This is a genomic window from Marinospirillum perlucidum, assembly GCF_003336805.1.
Classification (GTDB): Bacteria; Pseudomonadota; Gammaproteobacteria; order Pseudomonadales; family Halomonadaceae; genus Marinospirillum; species Marinospirillum perlucidum.
Genome location: NZ_QFWJ01000001.1, coordinates 207,841 through 221,037, shown reverse-complemented (window position 1 = coordinate 221,037; position 13,197 = coordinate 207,841). Strand labels below are relative to the sequence as shown.

14 protein-coding genes are annotated in these 13,197 nt (G+C 54.2%); 3 read left to right on the top strand and 11 right to left on the bottom strand.

What is annotated here, in order from left to right; all coding sequences use genetic code 11:
- Positions 1-166 precede the first annotated feature (166 nt).
- Entirely contained in the window at positions 167-1,162 is a 996-nt protein-coding gene (locus DFK18_RS01080; RefSeq protein ID WP_114416351.1) for a response regulator, read from the top strand.
- Complete coding sequence (locus DFK18_RS01075) at positions 1,159-2,127, top strand: sensor domain-containing diguanylate cyclase (RefSeq protein WP_178006166.1); 969 nt, start codon at positions 1,159-1,161, stop codon at positions 2,125-2,127. The genes DFK18_RS01080 and DFK18_RS01075 overlap by 4 nt, the downstream gene beginning before the upstream one ends.
- A gap of 25 nt (positions 2,128-2,152) precedes the next feature.
- Here the strand turns inward: DFK18_RS01075 and DFK18_RS01070 are convergent, their stop codons facing one another.
- From DFK18_RS01070 to DFK18_RS01050, 5 genes are read right to left on the bottom strand one after another with little or no spacing between them, the layout of a single operon-like run.
- Complete coding sequence (locus tag DFK18_RS01070; protein ID WP_114416350.1) at positions 2,153-2,464, bottom strand: AzlD family protein; 312 nt, start codon at positions 2,462-2,464, stop codon at positions 2,153-2,155.
- On the bottom strand, positions 2,451-3,161 hold the full coding sequence (locus tag DFK18_RS01065) for an AzlC family ABC transporter permease (protein ID WP_114416349.1): 711 nt from the start codon (positions 3,159-3,161) through the stop codon (positions 2,451-2,453). The genes DFK18_RS01070 and DFK18_RS01065 overlap by 14 nt, the downstream gene beginning before the upstream one ends.
- Positions 3,148-4,182 (bottom strand): patatin-like phospholipase family protein, encoded by a 1,035-nt coding sequence (locus tag DFK18_RS01060; protein ID WP_245944303.1) that lies wholly within the window; start codon positions 4,180-4,182, stop codon positions 3,148-3,150. Before DFK18_RS01060 ends, DFK18_RS01065 begins: the two co-directional genes overlap by 14 nt.
- The gene (locus DFK18_RS01055; RefSeq protein ID WP_114416348.1) at positions 4,182-5,135 is read right to left on the bottom strand and encodes an alpha/beta fold hydrolase; all 954 of its coding nucleotides are present in this window, start codon (positions 5,133-5,135) and stop codon (positions 4,182-4,184) included. The genes DFK18_RS01060 and DFK18_RS01055 overlap by 1 nt, the downstream gene beginning before the upstream one ends.
- Before the next feature lie 12 nt (positions 5,136-5,147).
- The gene (locus DFK18_RS01050) at positions 5,148-6,092 is read right to left on the bottom strand and encodes an AEC family transporter (RefSeq protein ID WP_114416347.1); all 945 of its coding nucleotides are present in this window, start codon (positions 6,090-6,092) and stop codon (positions 5,148-5,150) included.
- A 244-nt stretch (positions 6,093-6,336) separates the two neighbouring features.
- Between DFK18_RS01050 and DFK18_RS01045 the strand changes: the two genes are divergently transcribed.
- Positions 6,337-7,125, top strand: a complete 789-nt coding sequence (locus DFK18_RS01045; RefSeq protein WP_114416346.1) for an alpha/beta fold hydrolase — start codon at positions 6,337-6,339, stop codon at positions 7,123-7,125.
- Here DFK18_RS01045 and DFK18_RS01040 read toward each other — a convergent pair.
- The 6 genes from DFK18_RS01040 to DFK18_RS01015 form a co-directional block, all read right to left on the bottom strand.
- Positions 7,122-8,015 (bottom strand): alpha/beta hydrolase, encoded by an 894-nt coding sequence (locus tag DFK18_RS01040; protein WP_114416345.1) that lies wholly within the window; start codon positions 8,013-8,015, stop codon positions 7,122-7,124. The two genes, DFK18_RS01045 and DFK18_RS01040, sit on opposite strands and share 4 nt — an antisense overlap.
- Before the next feature lies 1 nt (position 8,016).
- On the bottom strand, positions 8,017-8,385 hold the full coding sequence (locus DFK18_RS01035; protein WP_114416344.1) for a DUF4389 domain-containing protein: 369 nt from the start codon (positions 8,383-8,385) through the stop codon (positions 8,017-8,019).
- A gap of 10 nt (positions 8,386-8,395) precedes the next feature.
- A complete protein-coding gene (locus tag DFK18_RS01030; protein ID WP_114416343.1) occupies positions 8,396-9,463 on the bottom strand; it encodes an NAD(P)H-dependent glycerol-3-phosphate dehydrogenase in 1,068 nt (355 codons plus the stop codon).
- Between the two features lie 288 nt (positions 9,464-9,751).
- Positions 9,752-11,215: a protein adenylyltransferase SelO gene (locus DFK18_RS01025; protein ID WP_114416342.1), complete on the bottom strand. Its 1,464-nt coding sequence runs from the start codon at positions 11,213-11,215 to the stop codon at positions 9,752-9,754.
- A 55-nt stretch (positions 11,216-11,270) separates the two neighbouring features.
- The gene (locus DFK18_RS01020; RefSeq protein WP_114416341.1) at positions 11,271-12,122 is read right to left on the bottom strand and encodes a glucosaminidase domain-containing protein; all 852 of its coding nucleotides are present in this window, start codon (positions 12,120-12,122) and stop codon (positions 11,271-11,273) included.
- Positions 12,123-12,225: 103 nt separating this feature from the next.
- The gene (locus tag DFK18_RS01015; RefSeq protein ID WP_162299647.1) at positions 12,226-13,188 is read right to left on the bottom strand and encodes a M15 family metallopeptidase; all 963 of its coding nucleotides are present in this window, start codon (positions 13,186-13,188) and stop codon (positions 12,226-12,228) included.
- Between the last annotated feature and the right edge of the window lie 9 nt (positions 13,189-13,197).

Sequence of the window (13,197 nt, the reverse complement as noted above, 5' to 3'; positions counted from 1 at the left end):
AAAAAGACTAACGATTTTCTTTTTGGTAGAGGCTACTCAAAAGCTTTTTAACCAAGCCTTTTTGAACTAGATCACAAAAACTTGCGTCAAAACAATCTAAGATGTGCATAAAACCAGCATTATCTGTTCATCTTTTATTTTTTATATTTTAAGACAAGGACTTGCTATGTCGCTCCCGCTAATCATCTGTGATGATTCGGCCCTGGCCCGAAAACAGCTGGCTCGTTCTCTACCCGGGGGGTGGGATGTCGAAATCACTTTTGCCGCCAATGGTCAGGAAGCCCTGGATGCTATTCATGCCGGGAAAGGTGACCTGCTTTTTCTGGATTTGAATATGCCGGTCATGGATGGCTACGAGGTTTTGCAGTGCATCCGTAAAGAAGACCTCTCCAGTCTGGTGCTGGTGGTTTCCGGCGACATCCAACCGGAGGCACACCAGCGGGTGACTTCTCTGGGTGCCCTGGACTTTATCCAGAAGCCCATCAATCCGGATACGCTGATCCGCATCCTCAATGACTATGGCATTATCAGCAGCACCCAGCAGCAAAGCCAGGAAGAGCTGGCCCGCTTTAATAACCAGCAACTGGAATTGACCGACCTGATTCAGGAAACCGTCAACATTGCCATGGGCCAAGCCGGTAAACTCCTGGGCGACCTTCTAGGCACTTTTATTCACCTACCTGTTCCCCAAGTCCATCTGCTGGATTACAGTAAACTGCCCGAACGCCTGGGTGCCAATAAACTGGAAAGCGTTTCTGCCATTTCCCAGGGGTTTAACGGTGCCGGCATTGCCGGGGAAGCCCTGGTTCTGGTGGATGACCAGAGCCTGCCTGCCATCGCCCGCCTGCTACCGGAAATCGACAATCGCAATCAGCAGGGTGAATTGGAAATCCTCACTGATCTGGCCGGCCTGCTCAATGGAGCCTGTCTGAAAGGCTTTGCCCAACAGCTGGATATTCAGTTCAGTCTGGGCCACCCGGTCATCCTGGGGCGTCAGCAACCCCTGCACCGTCTTCTGGAACCACAAAAACAGAACCAGAAAATCCTGGCTGTGGAAATTGACTATCATCTACCTGACCAGCAGATTGAATGTGATCTACTGCTGATGTTTACGGAAGATTCCCTGCCCTCACTGACGGAACGCACAGGATTTTTACAATGACACAACTGGAAAAACACACGGAATTAACCGATATCCACTGGATGGTCCAGATGTTGCAAACCGTGGACGTGGGTCTGGTGGTGTTGGATAGAAACAACCAGATTCTGCTCTGGAACAGCTTTATGGAAAACCATTCCGGCATCCGCAGCAACAAGGCTTTGGGGCGCCAACTGGCGGAACTCTTTCCCAAACTCTCCTTCACCTGGTTGAACCGTAAACTGGATGCCGTTTTCAAGCTGGGCAGCCCGGCCTACTCCACCTGGGAGCAGCGCCCGCGCCTGTTTGATTTCAAAAGCTATCGCCCCCTGACAGGCTCTTCGGAGCTGATGTACCAGAACCTCACCCTCATGCCCCTGCAGGGACCGGATAACACCACCGCTCAGGTCTGCCTGTTGATCTATGATGTGACCGACAGCGCCACCAACCGCCTGCAATTGGAAGAAGCCAATCAGGAGCTGGCCCGACTCAGTCGAACCGACCGCCTAACGGGGCTACTTAACCGTGGTTACTGGGAAGAATGCCTTCAGCAGGAGTTCCTGCGTGAACAACGCAGCCAGGGGCAATCCAGTCTGATCATTTTTGATATTGACCACTTCAAAAAGGTTAATGATACCTATGGCCACCAGGCTGGGGATGAAGTGATTCGCCAGGCCGCTCAGCTGCTCAAGCAGGAAGCCCGGGCCACGGACTTTCCTGGTCGCTATGGCGGTGAGGAGTTTGTTCTACTCCTGCCCGACACCCCGGAAGCGGGGGCACAGGAGGTCGCTGAACGTCTGCGTCAGGCGCTGGAGAGCAAGGTCATTGAATACGGTGAACTCAGCCTGAAGGTAACCATCAGCCTGGGGGTTAGTGGCTTCACTAAACAACTGGATACAGCCCAGACCTGGTTGGAAAGAGCTGACCAGGCCCTCTACCAGGCCAAGGAAGCTGGCCGCAATCAGGTTAAATGCTGGTCACCCGCTTGAGGCCCTGCCCCCCCCCTGCGGGCTTTCAGAAAAAATAGCGCCAGCTGGCTGCCATAAGAATTCCCGCTCCTATGGCTGGCAGCGGCGTTTTCACGAGCAGAAAGACCAGCAGCGTTGTCAGCAATGACAAGCGGGCAGCCAGATCACCTTCTACCGCCATGGGCAGGATCAGGGCAATCAGCACTGAACCTGACATGCCATTGATAAAACCTTCGACCCGTTTGTTGATGGGGACGAAGGACATCATAAAAACGCCGCCGTAACGGGTGACCAGGGTGACCAGAGTCATCACGGCAATCACTAAACCACCAGCCGCCAGAGCATTATCCGGGCTCATTGTAATCCTCCAGCCAAAAAGCACCGACCAGACCGCCTGCCAAAGCCCCCGCCACCACATGGGTATTGGCAGGCAAGAGATACAAGGCCAGCAAGGAGGTAGCGCCAGCAACACTCCAGATCACCAGGTGGCGCAGATCCTTCTTGCCACCCAGGGCCATGGTTAACAAAAAGCAGCCCAGCACCATATCCAATCCCAGTGCTTTGGGATCGGGTATCCCCTGCGTCAGGATCAACCCCAGAAAAGTACCCGCCACCCAGCAAACCCAGAGGGCTAAGCCGCCACCAAAGAGAATACCCAGATTACGTTCACCCTGGCGATAATCCTGCAGGGCAACAGCCCAGTTGGCATCACTAATCAGGGTCAGCAGGCCGTAACGCTTTGCAACCGGGACTTGCCGAACCCAGGGATAGAGGGAAGCCCCCATCAACAGATGACGGGCATTAATGGCAAAAGTAGTCAGTATCAGGGGCAGCAAGGGTATTTCTTCCTGCCAGAGTTCAAGCGCAGCAAACTGGGAGGCCCCGGCAAAGACAAAAGCACTCATCAACACAGCTTCGCTCTTGGACAGCCCCGTCTGTACAGCAGCCAGGCCAAAAGCAACCCCGAAAGCGACCACAAACATCGACAGGGGTAAAAGACGCTTGAAGCCCAACCAGGTCCCGCGTTTATCCAGACAAACTTCAGCCGATATCATCCAGATCCCCTTCATTGGCTGGCATACGGGTTTCCCAGTTCCCCAGTTCTTCACGTGTCAGTCGCTTCCCGAGTTCGATCAACTGGGCTGCCTTGTGAAATTCATAGCCGCCGCAGGCCGTACGTGGTACTTCAATCAAAAGATCCGGTGGATAGCCCGCCACCTTGTACTGACTCAAAGCCGATTGAGTAATCTCAAACGACTGGAGAATGACATCCAGTTTGCCCCAACGCGTATCCGACTTGCGTCTTTCATCGGAAGTTTCCTGACCTTCATCCTCCCAGAAGTTCAGGCGTCCCAGAAGCTGTCCGGCCCGACCCTTGACTCGCTGCATCCACTCCCCCATGGCGGTGGATTCTTCGGAGTCCTTGTGTTTCTGGTTCCAATCGGGCATCAACTCCTGCAGGGTGGCCCTTGAATTCTGGGCCGTGACGTTAACAGCAATGATCAGGTCCGCATGATAGGCCACCACGGGGGTAATCGGCAGGGGATTCAGCAGGCCGCCATCCACCAGCGTCCGTCCCAGGTGTTGAACCGGGGTAATCACGCCGGGAACAGCAATGGAGGCACGGATGGCTTCTTCCAGTGAGCCCTGTTGAAACCAGACTTCTTTTTGTTTGGTAATATCCGTGGCCACCGAGGTATAGGGAATAGACAGATCCTCGATCCGGCAACCGGCCAGCATCTGGGAAATCACCTGCATGATCTTTTCACCCTTGATGGCTCCCATGGGGCTCCAGGTCACATCCACCAGGCGTAGAAGATCAAAATAATCCAGTTGGGTAACCCAGTCCTTGTATTCCTGAAGCTTGCCGGCGGCATAAAGCCCTCCAACCAGAGCCCCCATGGAACAACCGGAAATACCCACTATCTCGTAGCCTCTGGCTTCCAGTTCTTCAATCACGCCGATATGCGCATAACCCCTGGCGCCACCGGAACCCAAAACCAGCGAAACCCGCTTGTGGCCTCTTTGCATGGTTTCTTTTACCTCTTGTTGCTCCTGTTGATGAGATTCCTGCATCAGTCTCGCTGCTCCAAAAAGGTCACAACTGTCTCGGCAGTAACCCTGGCTGTGGCTTCTTCAAGATGCAGATGATGCCCGCCAGACACTTGTTGCAGTTCACCCCGAGGCAATAATTGCAAACGCTCATGAATTTCCGGCCGGTCGATGAGTAAGCCTTCTGTCGCTTCTATCAACAGTGTCGGGGCCTGAATTGCCCGCATGAAGGCGCGATTCTGGCCTTCAGTCAAACGCCAGGGTGACGGATGGCGCAGACGGGAATCACTGCGCCAGAACCAGCCACCGGCTTCAGCTTCCGGTTCCACCCGCTGTAAAGCTCTTTGGCAAAGCTGCCAGGCAGCCTGATAATCCACCGCCCCCACGCCCTGCATACGCGCCTGGGCGGCTTCCTCGAGACTGGCATAGAGACGCCCTGGCGGAAGCTTGAAGCTGGATTCCCTGGCTTCAAGCTGTTTTTGTTGATGCCCCAGCCAGCGTCCCAGAGCCCGGCCCAGCTGTGCTGCCGCTTCATCATCCGGGGTGGTCAGGGTTCCCAAACCATCCACCAACACCAGCTGCTCGATGGCTTCGGGATGGGCTGCGGCCAGTAGAGAAGCTATGCCTGCCCCCATGGAATGGCCCACCAGAGTGAAGCGCGACCAGCCCAGTGCCAGGGCTGCGGCCTGGACATCAAAGCAGTTTTCCATGAGTACATAGGCCTGACCGGCTGGACGCCACTGGGAAAAACCATGCCCGGCCAAATCAGGAGCCACCACGTAATAACCGGCTTCAGCCAAACGGGGAGCCAGGTGTACAAAGGTCATGGCATTATCCAGCCAACCGTGCAAAGCCATCAAAGGACGGCCAGAGGGGTCTCCCCAGGTCAGGGCAGCCAGTTGCAGATGAGGTAAATCGAGAAGGATTTCCCGGCTACCTTCCGGTTGAGGCAGCAGTTGCTCTTGGTGGGCTGTCATTCAGAAGCTTTCCTAACTTAAACCGATAAAATGCAAAACAAAAACACCCAGACTGATGCTCAGGGTTCCCAGCAGCGTGGTCAGGGCGACTATATTGGCTGCCAAGGCCGCATTGCCGCCCATAGCGCGGGCCATCACATAGCTGGCAGCAGCTGTAGGGCAGCTGAATACCAGAAACAGCACCCCCAGGGTCAAGCCTTCATAACCCAGCAACCAGGCCCCGGCCAGCATGGGAAGCGGCAAAAGTACCAGCTTGTAGGCGGTAGAAGCCAGAGCGGCCTGACTCGTGGCCTTGAGGGCTTTCAGATTCAGGGCTGCACCGATACACAAGAGGGCCAAGGGCAGCGTCATACTGGCCAGATAGTCGGCTGTTTTCAGCAGGACTGAAGGCAACTCTAGCTCCCAAAGTGAAAAAGGCAGGGCCAGACAAACCGCCAGGATCAGAGGGTTGCGCAGCATGTCCATCAGCATCCGCAACCAGTTGATCCCTGCTTCTTCACGCCAGAGACTCAAGGCCACCACGGACAGGAGGTTGTATTCCACAATCAGCAGGGCCAGCAATAGGGAGGCCAAGGCCACTCCCGGCTCACCATACTGATTGGCCGCTAGGGCCAGGCCCAGAATGCCCAGGTTGCCGCGAAACCCACCCTGTACAAAAACACCCCGGTCAGCCGGATCTTGCAGTCGCCGGGCTCGCCAGACCAACCAGAAAAAACCCAGCAGAGTAACGCCAGCAACATAGACCAGCAACTCCGGCAAAAAAACCTCATGGAAATTGGTTTTCGACAGACTTAAAAAGACCAGCAAGGGCAGAGTAACGGTGAACACCAGGCGTGAGGCGACGCGATTGAACTCATCGGTTAACAGGCCGATACGTACCAGAAAGAGCCCCAGAAAAACCAGTAGAAAAACAGGGGCTGTCACCTCCAGGGTAAAAACCAGGGTTGACCAGAACATTAAAGGGTCACCCACCCGTAGATCAGGGCGGCGACGACTAGCACCGCAAAGATAAGATTACGCAACCGCTTGTTGGAAGGCGATGAAGAAGGTTTTTGCTCGTCTGTCATAACAACTCTCATATCATTGATCACAAGGATTAGACCCATCCGTCTAGGATAACCGATTTTCATCCCGGATGAAGCCTTGCATTTATTTCAAACAAGCGTATAAATTAGTGGCTTGTTATCACTAAGGATTGCTTATGCCTTCCCTGCAGCTGCATTTTGCGCCAGCGAATGGCTTTCCCGGCTCCAGCTATCTCAGTCTGCTGGAACCCCTGCGAAGTCACTACCGGGTCACCTGGGTTGACCAACTCGGGCATCGACCCGAATACCCGGTCAATGCCAACTGGCAAAACCTGGTAAGTGAATACCTGCAGACGCTTCCTGCTTCCGATCAACCTCTAATCGGGGTGGGCCATTCTCTGGGAGGTGTCATCACCTACATGGCGGCACTCCAGGCTCCGGAAAAATTCAGCCGCTTGCTACTGCTCGACCCCCCTCTACTGACTGGGTTGGACAGCCTGGGTCTCAAACTGGCCAAACGTCTGGGCTTTATTGACCGGGTAACACCTGCCGGCATCACCCGAGGTAGACGCAATCACTGGCCTGACAAGGAAAGCGCACTGAGTTATTTTCAGAGCAAAGCCCTGTTTCGCAACTTTGATCCCAAGGCTTTGCAGGATTATGTCCAAGCCGGCATGGAACCTGACCCGCGCGGCGGCTATCGACTGCGCTTCCAGCCCCAGGTCGAGGTCGCTATCTTTCGTAATCTGGCTGATAATCTCACCGGTAGCCACCGTCGCCACCGCGTGCCCATCCATATTATTTATGGCCAGCAAAGTGACTTGATCACTGCCAAACGGGCAAGAAAACTTAGAAGAATGGGGTTTGATTGCCAGAGCCTGCCCGGCGGCCACATGTTTCCACTGGAACATCCAGAGGCAACACGCCAGTTGATCAGGCGTTTGGCCGAGCAGCGTTCAGATTAATCCTGGGTGTATTTCTTGATAAAGCGCGAAGCCTGGCGCACGCTAGCTGCTGCCTGGGGCAGGTAGCGATACAGGAGCTGCCAGACATGAGGCATCCAGGCCAGCTCGTTGATCTCGGCCAGACCACCACTGAGTTGCACTCCCTTCACCAGTCGTCGGGCATCATCCAGTAAAACCTCCTGCAGACTCACCTGCACCAGCAGTGGTGACAAATCCTGAAGATCACCGAAAAGCGGCGAGATTTCCTGGGAATCCAGAGGCTGCCTGCCTGCATAGAGTTCGGCAAAGGCCTTCATCTGCACCTTGTTGAGCAGCGGATCCGTGGCCGAGTTCAAATCCATGGAAGGACTGGAACAGGTCAGATCCACCCAGGGCGAGAGAAGAACAGCGGCAGCCGGTTGACGCTGAGAGAGGTGTTTCAGTTTTTGCAGCAGAGAAACTGCCAGTCCGCCGCCCGCCGAATCCCCGGCCACAGCCAAACGCCGGGGGTCAACGCCCTGTTCTGACAACCATTCATAGGCAGCCAGGGCATCATCCAGCCCACTGGGCCAGGGATGGTCGGGTGCCAGGCGGTAATCCAGAACCAGAACCCTCGCATCAGCATGACGGGCAAAGGCGATCGCCAGCTCACGATGCGTATCCAGGGAGCCGAGGGCAAACCCTCCTCCGTGCAAATAGAGCAAATAACGCTGGGAGGAGCTGGCTTTCAGGCTCAGGAGTTCAGCATCACGCCCCTGAATCTGCAACACCTGACGCTCCACATCATGAGGAATACGACTACCGGTATTGAGTTCATTCAGATAATCACGCAATAAACGGCACTGGCTGGCCAAAAGCTGGCGATTGACCAGATCCACACCCTGTTGAACTGCAGCTAGGGGCCAGAGCATCTTATTTCACGCGCTGTTCTTGGTCCCCGTCCTCCGCATCAGTCTCCTCGGAAGAATCCTGGGGCTGATAGGGATCGGCATCCATGGCCTCAGTTGCTGGCCAGTCTGCAAAAGGAAAAGGCTTTTCGTCCGAATTGAAGGTCACATAGCGAAAGACCTGATAGGCATAGCGACTGAGTTGGGATCCCAAAGCCAGCAGTTGCGGCTGAGGTTGCCCGACAAAAAGACGATAAACCAGCTGCACCAGAACCAGACCGATAATAATCAGCTCGGTCAGCTTCCAGGCCAGAAAGAAGAGAAAAACAAAGGGCAGTCGCAACCAGAAACTCTCATCCTGTAAACGCGCTTTCAGCGAGGGCTGTTTAGCCATGCATCATCTCCTAGCGGTTAGTAACTCGTGTCACCTTTTTTGCGGATTTAAGGACCTCATCGCGCGGCAACACAAACTCAACATCCGTACTCTGTTCATTACCCATCATGGAACCCGCCATTTCACGCGGATTCAGCCCTTCGAACAACACCAAGTACAAGGCCTGAACCAAAGGCATGTAGATACCAATCTCATCAGCCTTGGCCTTGACCAGACGCACGGTATTCACCCCTTCGGCCACCTGCCCCAGGGAAGCCACGATATCATCCAGTGTCTTACCCTCGCCCAATGCCTGACCCACACGGTAATTACGCGACAGGGGTGAAGAACAGGTGACAATCAAATCGCCAACCCCGGACAAGCCCAGGAAAGTCATGGGATTGGCTCCCAGACTAACCGCAAAACGACTCATCTCTGCCAGAGCCCGGGTCATCAGCATGCTAAGGGTGTTTTCACCCATCCCCAGGGCAGCCGCCATCCCCGCCGCAATCGCGTAGATATTCTTGAGGGCTCCGCCCAGCTCCACGCCATAGATATCAGTATTGGCGTAGACACGAAAATACTGGTTGCCCAACACCTCCTGAACCAGGGTGCGAGTCATGTCATCTTCACTGGCAATGACCGTGCCCGTCAACTGCTTTTGCGCCAGCTCGCTGGCCAGATTGGGGCCGGATAAAACACCCAGACGCTGAAAACCGGTCATTTCCTGCATGACCTGACTCATCAGCTTAAAGCCTTTTTCTTCAAAGCCCTTGGTGGTGCTGACCAGCATCTGCTCGGAATTCAAAAAGGGTCGCGCCTGCTCAAGCACCTGAGCAAACCCCTTACTGGGAATGGCCAAAAACACGAGCCCAGCTTCTTCCAGGGCTTCCTGCAGGGAGCTGGTAGCCTGGACACTGGCAGGCAGGGTCAAATCGGGCAAATAACGTGGATTGGCGTGATGTTGATTGATCTCGGCGGCCAAGTCGGGATTTCTGACCCACAAGTGAGTGGAATAACCATTGCCTGCAACAATCGAAGTCAGGGCTGTACCAAAACTCCCCCCGCCCAGGACTGCTACTTTTACCTTTGCTGTCATGAAAGACCTTACACTCGTTTTTATAAAATCAATGGGTTTCCTGAGGACATTGTACCCGATTTCAGAAAAACAAGCGTACTCAGGAAGCCTCTAATTAACGTGATGAGCGCCGGTTAGACAAGGCGAAATTGAACGAAAAAGCGGAGTTTACAGCGAGTAAATGAGCATTTTGAGGTCAATTTCAACGCAGTATAAGGCAGGATTCACTCCTAATGAATCTCTGCACTTCCCACATCCATGTGGGTCGCAGCGCAATAGTTAATCGGGGGCTTCTCGGCTGAGCCTCCTTCAGGAAGAACAGGATAAAGCCAGTCCCTGCTGACTGGGAGCTGGAGAGAGACTATCCTCTCTCCGCTTACCCTTGCGGGAATAGGGGGTTCGAAAACAGGCCAGCAAGCGATTCACCTCGCTAAAATCACCGGACTCAGCTTGATCGATGGCCCCTTGAAGCAGATGGGTACGGGGCAAAAGCACCGGGTTGTGGCGACACATAAACTCCTGGCGCTGATCCCGATCTGTAAAGCGCTCACTGCTAACGACTCCCCAGGCTTGCCACCAGGAAGTCACGGCTTCCTGGCTAACTCCTGGTCCGGCTTGAGCAAAGATATCCCTGACCGCCTGCTGGTCATCTTCACTTAACAGGCGAAGAAGACGAGTCCAGTCCAGACGCCCGGCTTCGCAGAGTGCAAGAAATCTTTCTACCAGGGGCCAACTCTCTTTTACATCCAATCCCAGGCGGTCCGCCATATAAGCGCGATAGTAGTCTTCAAACACGGCTGGAAAGCGATTGAGACTGGCCTGCAACTCTTCCTTGGCAACCAGTGGGGAAAGAGCCCGGGCCAGACAGGCCAGATTCCAGTGCATGACACCGGCCTGACGGTTAAAGGCATAGCGCCCCAATTCATCCGTGTGGTTGCCCACAAAACCGGGCTGATAAAAATCAAGGAAGGCAAAGGGGCCATAATCCAGGGTTTCTCCCAGCAGGGAGATATTGTCGCTGTTCAGCACCCCGTGACAAAAACCCAAGGCCTGCCAACGTGCAACCAGTCGGGCATTTCTCTGCAGCACTTCATTAAACAAGGCCGCAGCAGGATCAGGCGCAGCAAGCAATTTCGGAAAAACTTCTTCCAGGGTGAAATCAAGCAGGATTTGCAGGCCTTGAATATCCTGCTGAAAAAAGAAGTGCTCGAAATGGCCAATTCGTAAATGGCTGGGTGTTAAGCGCAGCAGAGTCGCTCCGGGCTCCAAGCGTTCGCGGCGCACCCCTTCCCCCGTTGTCGCTATCGCCAGAGCGCGGGTGGTCGGGATTCCCAGATGATGCAGGGCTTCGCTACCCAGAAATTCACGAATACAGGAACGCAGAACGGCACGACCATCACCAAAGCGCGAAAAAGCCGTTCTTCCCGCGCCTTTCAAGTGCACCTCCCAGGCTTGCCCCTGAGAGTTTTTAACCTCGGTCAGCAAGAGACCACGACCATCCCCCAGTGCAGGATTGAAATAACCGAACTGGTGGCCTGCGTACTTCATCGCCAAGGGCTGGCTGCCCGGCAAATGCCAGCGACCGGTCATCCAATCCAGCAGTTGGCGCTGATCCAGATGGCAAGGATCCAGTCCAGCATCGACAGCGGCATCGACACTAAAAGCGACCAAGGCCGAAGGCCCGGGAAAAACTTCCGGCTGGCGCTGCTGGTAAAAGCGGTCTGGCAGATGGCAAAAACGCTGCTGCTGATGCCAGTCGGTCAAAGCAGACATGGACTCTCCCCTAACAATAACCCAGTATTTAAGTCGGTTATTGTTAGGGTATCAGCTATTGCTCTTGCTGGCTGCTCTTTTCTTCCTGATAACTGAGCAAAGCCTGATCCATAACCTCGGCATTACTATGCAGCAGTTGCACCAACTCACGCACATAGGCCTGCCCCCTTTCCGAATAGTGAATTAGGCCGGGAGCCAGGTCGACTGCCTCCGGTTGCTCACCACGCGCATAGAAACTGCTGCGTAAACGACGCAGATCACGATAGGCGGCATGCGTATTAATGTTTTGCATATAACTGCGCACACTGGCCTGGACATTGGGGAAAACCTTAACCTCATGGCGCATATCCGGGGTACGCTGCAAAGGCACCAGACCGCAGCCTTCAACAAAACACCATTGTCCGAAAAGGTTGTTGCCCTCCCGCGCAAAACGCGAGCCCCCCCAAGCAGACTCCTTGGCTGCCTGCATCAAAACCAGCTCCAACGGCACAGGACGAACCCTTTTCAGCAGGGCATCCCAAGCTTCGGGTGTTGCCGGTGGATCCGTTCGGTAATGACTAAGGATGCGTGACAATAGCTGCTGATCACTGGCAGTCAAGTGTTCAGCTTCGCCTTTTGCGTAGTAGTCTCTGGCTGTCTGAAGCTGTTGGCGTTGCCAGGCAATGCGCTGGTTTTCATAAACAACCAGGGGCACCAGCGCATCGAAAAAAGCTTCCTTGCGCCAGGGAATATGTTGGATGGACTTAAGGTCCGGCAGGCTTTGCAAAGGATCGGGGGCTTCCTGATTAAAAGACTGCAAACGCGGTTTAGGACCCCAGATTTCAGCCCAGAGCGCTCCCAGGGCAACCACAAAGGAAATCAGCAAAAGGATGCGTAGAAAGAGTGGAGAGCTAGTGGATCGGTACATGCAAAAACCTTTTCTTTACCTGCTTACTGGTATTCTAGTCCAAGTCTTAACAAAAACCCCGGCAAGGTTGCCGGGGTTGGAAAGAACGACAAGAGTGTGAATTTTAGATCACCTGAATATGCCAGGGTTCATAACGCACACCAAAGTTATTATCACTGGTGTAGCGGATTTTGACAAAACCCAGATCCTGAAGGCGCTTGTAAACATCGGTCTCGGCAAAATCATCGCTGAAGTTGCGATAGCCGAAGCCCACCTTGCCGACATCAAAATCACCGACAGCGTGATAGGAATAGCCGGGAGGAGCCAGAGAGCGTGAAGCCTTGGACATATTGCCAGCAGACTGTTCGGCCTTGGCCAAAAAGAGATGCATCTGCTTGACCATGCTGCGAATACCGGAAGTCAGGACTAAATCCTCACCCACCGCCTCGCGTAGTTGATGATAAAAGTCTTCGGACTTGCCCCGAAAGAGCAGATGGCCGGTACCGGGTACTCGGGTCACTTCCTGTTCGGGCAGGCTGGCGGTCAACTGGGTCATGACCTTTTCGCCATGAAAACCATAAACCTGGGCATCAGTGAAATAGAGTTCTTCCAGGAAATCGAGTTCTTCCTGGGGAAATTGACCGATTTCAGAGTAGTTGCGAGCGTAGCGTATGGCATCATCAAAAGAAACCAGATTGAAATTGCCATGGCCAACAAAACTCTGCATTCGATCCAGACGCTGGTAGGCCGAGCGCATGATCGGTCTTTTTTCTTCCGCCAGAAAATAGTCGTCATCAAAGACGCTTTCAAAGTAGCGACTACGCGTCTGAGCATCCGCTCTTTCAGTACCCGTTGTCTTCTCGACAGCTTCCTGGTGAACCTGGGTCAGCGCCTGACTCAGCTCTGTCGGCAGGATGTCTTCCATACCATGCTGTAGATTAACCGCAGCCCATTGGCCCTGGGCAGCACCCATGCCAAAGCTTTCGGGGAGCTGTTTGGTCAAATTCAGCTGACGCAGTACAGAACCACTGCCAAGCGCAACAAAGCCACTCACTGAAAGCGCTTTTAGAAGTGTCCTACGTTCCACAGTTATCTC

Excerpts from the sequence above, each read along its gene's own strand:
- DFK18_RS01080 (WP_114416351.1), top strand. The coding sequence starts at position 167 with ATGTCGCTCCCGCTAATCATCTGTGATGATTCGGCCCTGGCCCGAAAA.
- DFK18_RS01075 (WP_178006166.1), top strand. The coding sequence starts at position 1,159 with ATGACACAACTGGAAAAACACACGGAATTAACCGATATCCACTGGATG.
- DFK18_RS01070 (WP_114416350.1), bottom strand. The coding sequence starts at position 2,464 with ATGAGCCCGGATAATGCTCTGGCGGCTGGTGGTTTAGTGATTGCCGTG.
- DFK18_RS01065 (WP_114416349.1), bottom strand. The coding sequence starts at position 3,161 with ATGATATCGGCTGAAGTTTGTCTGGATAAACGCGGGACCTGGTTGGGC.
- DFK18_RS01060 (WP_245944303.1), bottom strand. The coding sequence starts at position 4,182 with ATGCAGGAATCTCATCAACAGGAGCAACAAGAGGTAAAAGAAACCATG.
- DFK18_RS01055 (WP_114416348.1), bottom strand. The coding sequence starts at position 5,135 with ATGACAGCCCACCAAGAGCAACTGCTGCCTCAACCGGAAGGTAGCCGG.
- DFK18_RS01050 (WP_114416347.1), bottom strand. The coding sequence starts at position 6,092 with ATGTTCTGGTCAACCCTGGTTTTTACCCTGGAGGTGACAGCCCCTGTT.
- DFK18_RS01045 (WP_114416346.1), top strand. The coding sequence starts at position 6,337 with ATGCCTTCCCTGCAGCTGCATTTTGCGCCAGCGAATGGCTTTCCCGGC.
- DFK18_RS01040 (WP_114416345.1), bottom strand. The coding sequence starts at position 8,015 with ATGCTCTGGCCCCTAGCTGCAGTTCAACAGGGTGTGGATCTGGTCAAT.
- DFK18_RS01035 (WP_114416344.1), bottom strand. The coding sequence starts at position 8,385 with ATGGCTAAACAGCCCTCGCTGAAAGCGCGTTTACAGGATGAGAGTTTC.
- DFK18_RS01030 (WP_114416343.1), bottom strand. The coding sequence starts at position 9,463 with ATGACAGCAAAGGTAAAAGTAGCAGTCCTGGGCGGGGGGAGTTTTGGT.
- DFK18_RS01025 (WP_114416342.1), bottom strand. The coding sequence starts at position 11,215 with ATGTCTGCTTTGACCGACTGGCATCAGCAGCAGCGTTTTTGCCATCTG.
- DFK18_RS01020 (WP_114416341.1), bottom strand. The coding sequence starts at position 12,122 with ATGTACCGATCCACTAGCTCTCCACTCTTTCTACGCATCCTTTTGCTG.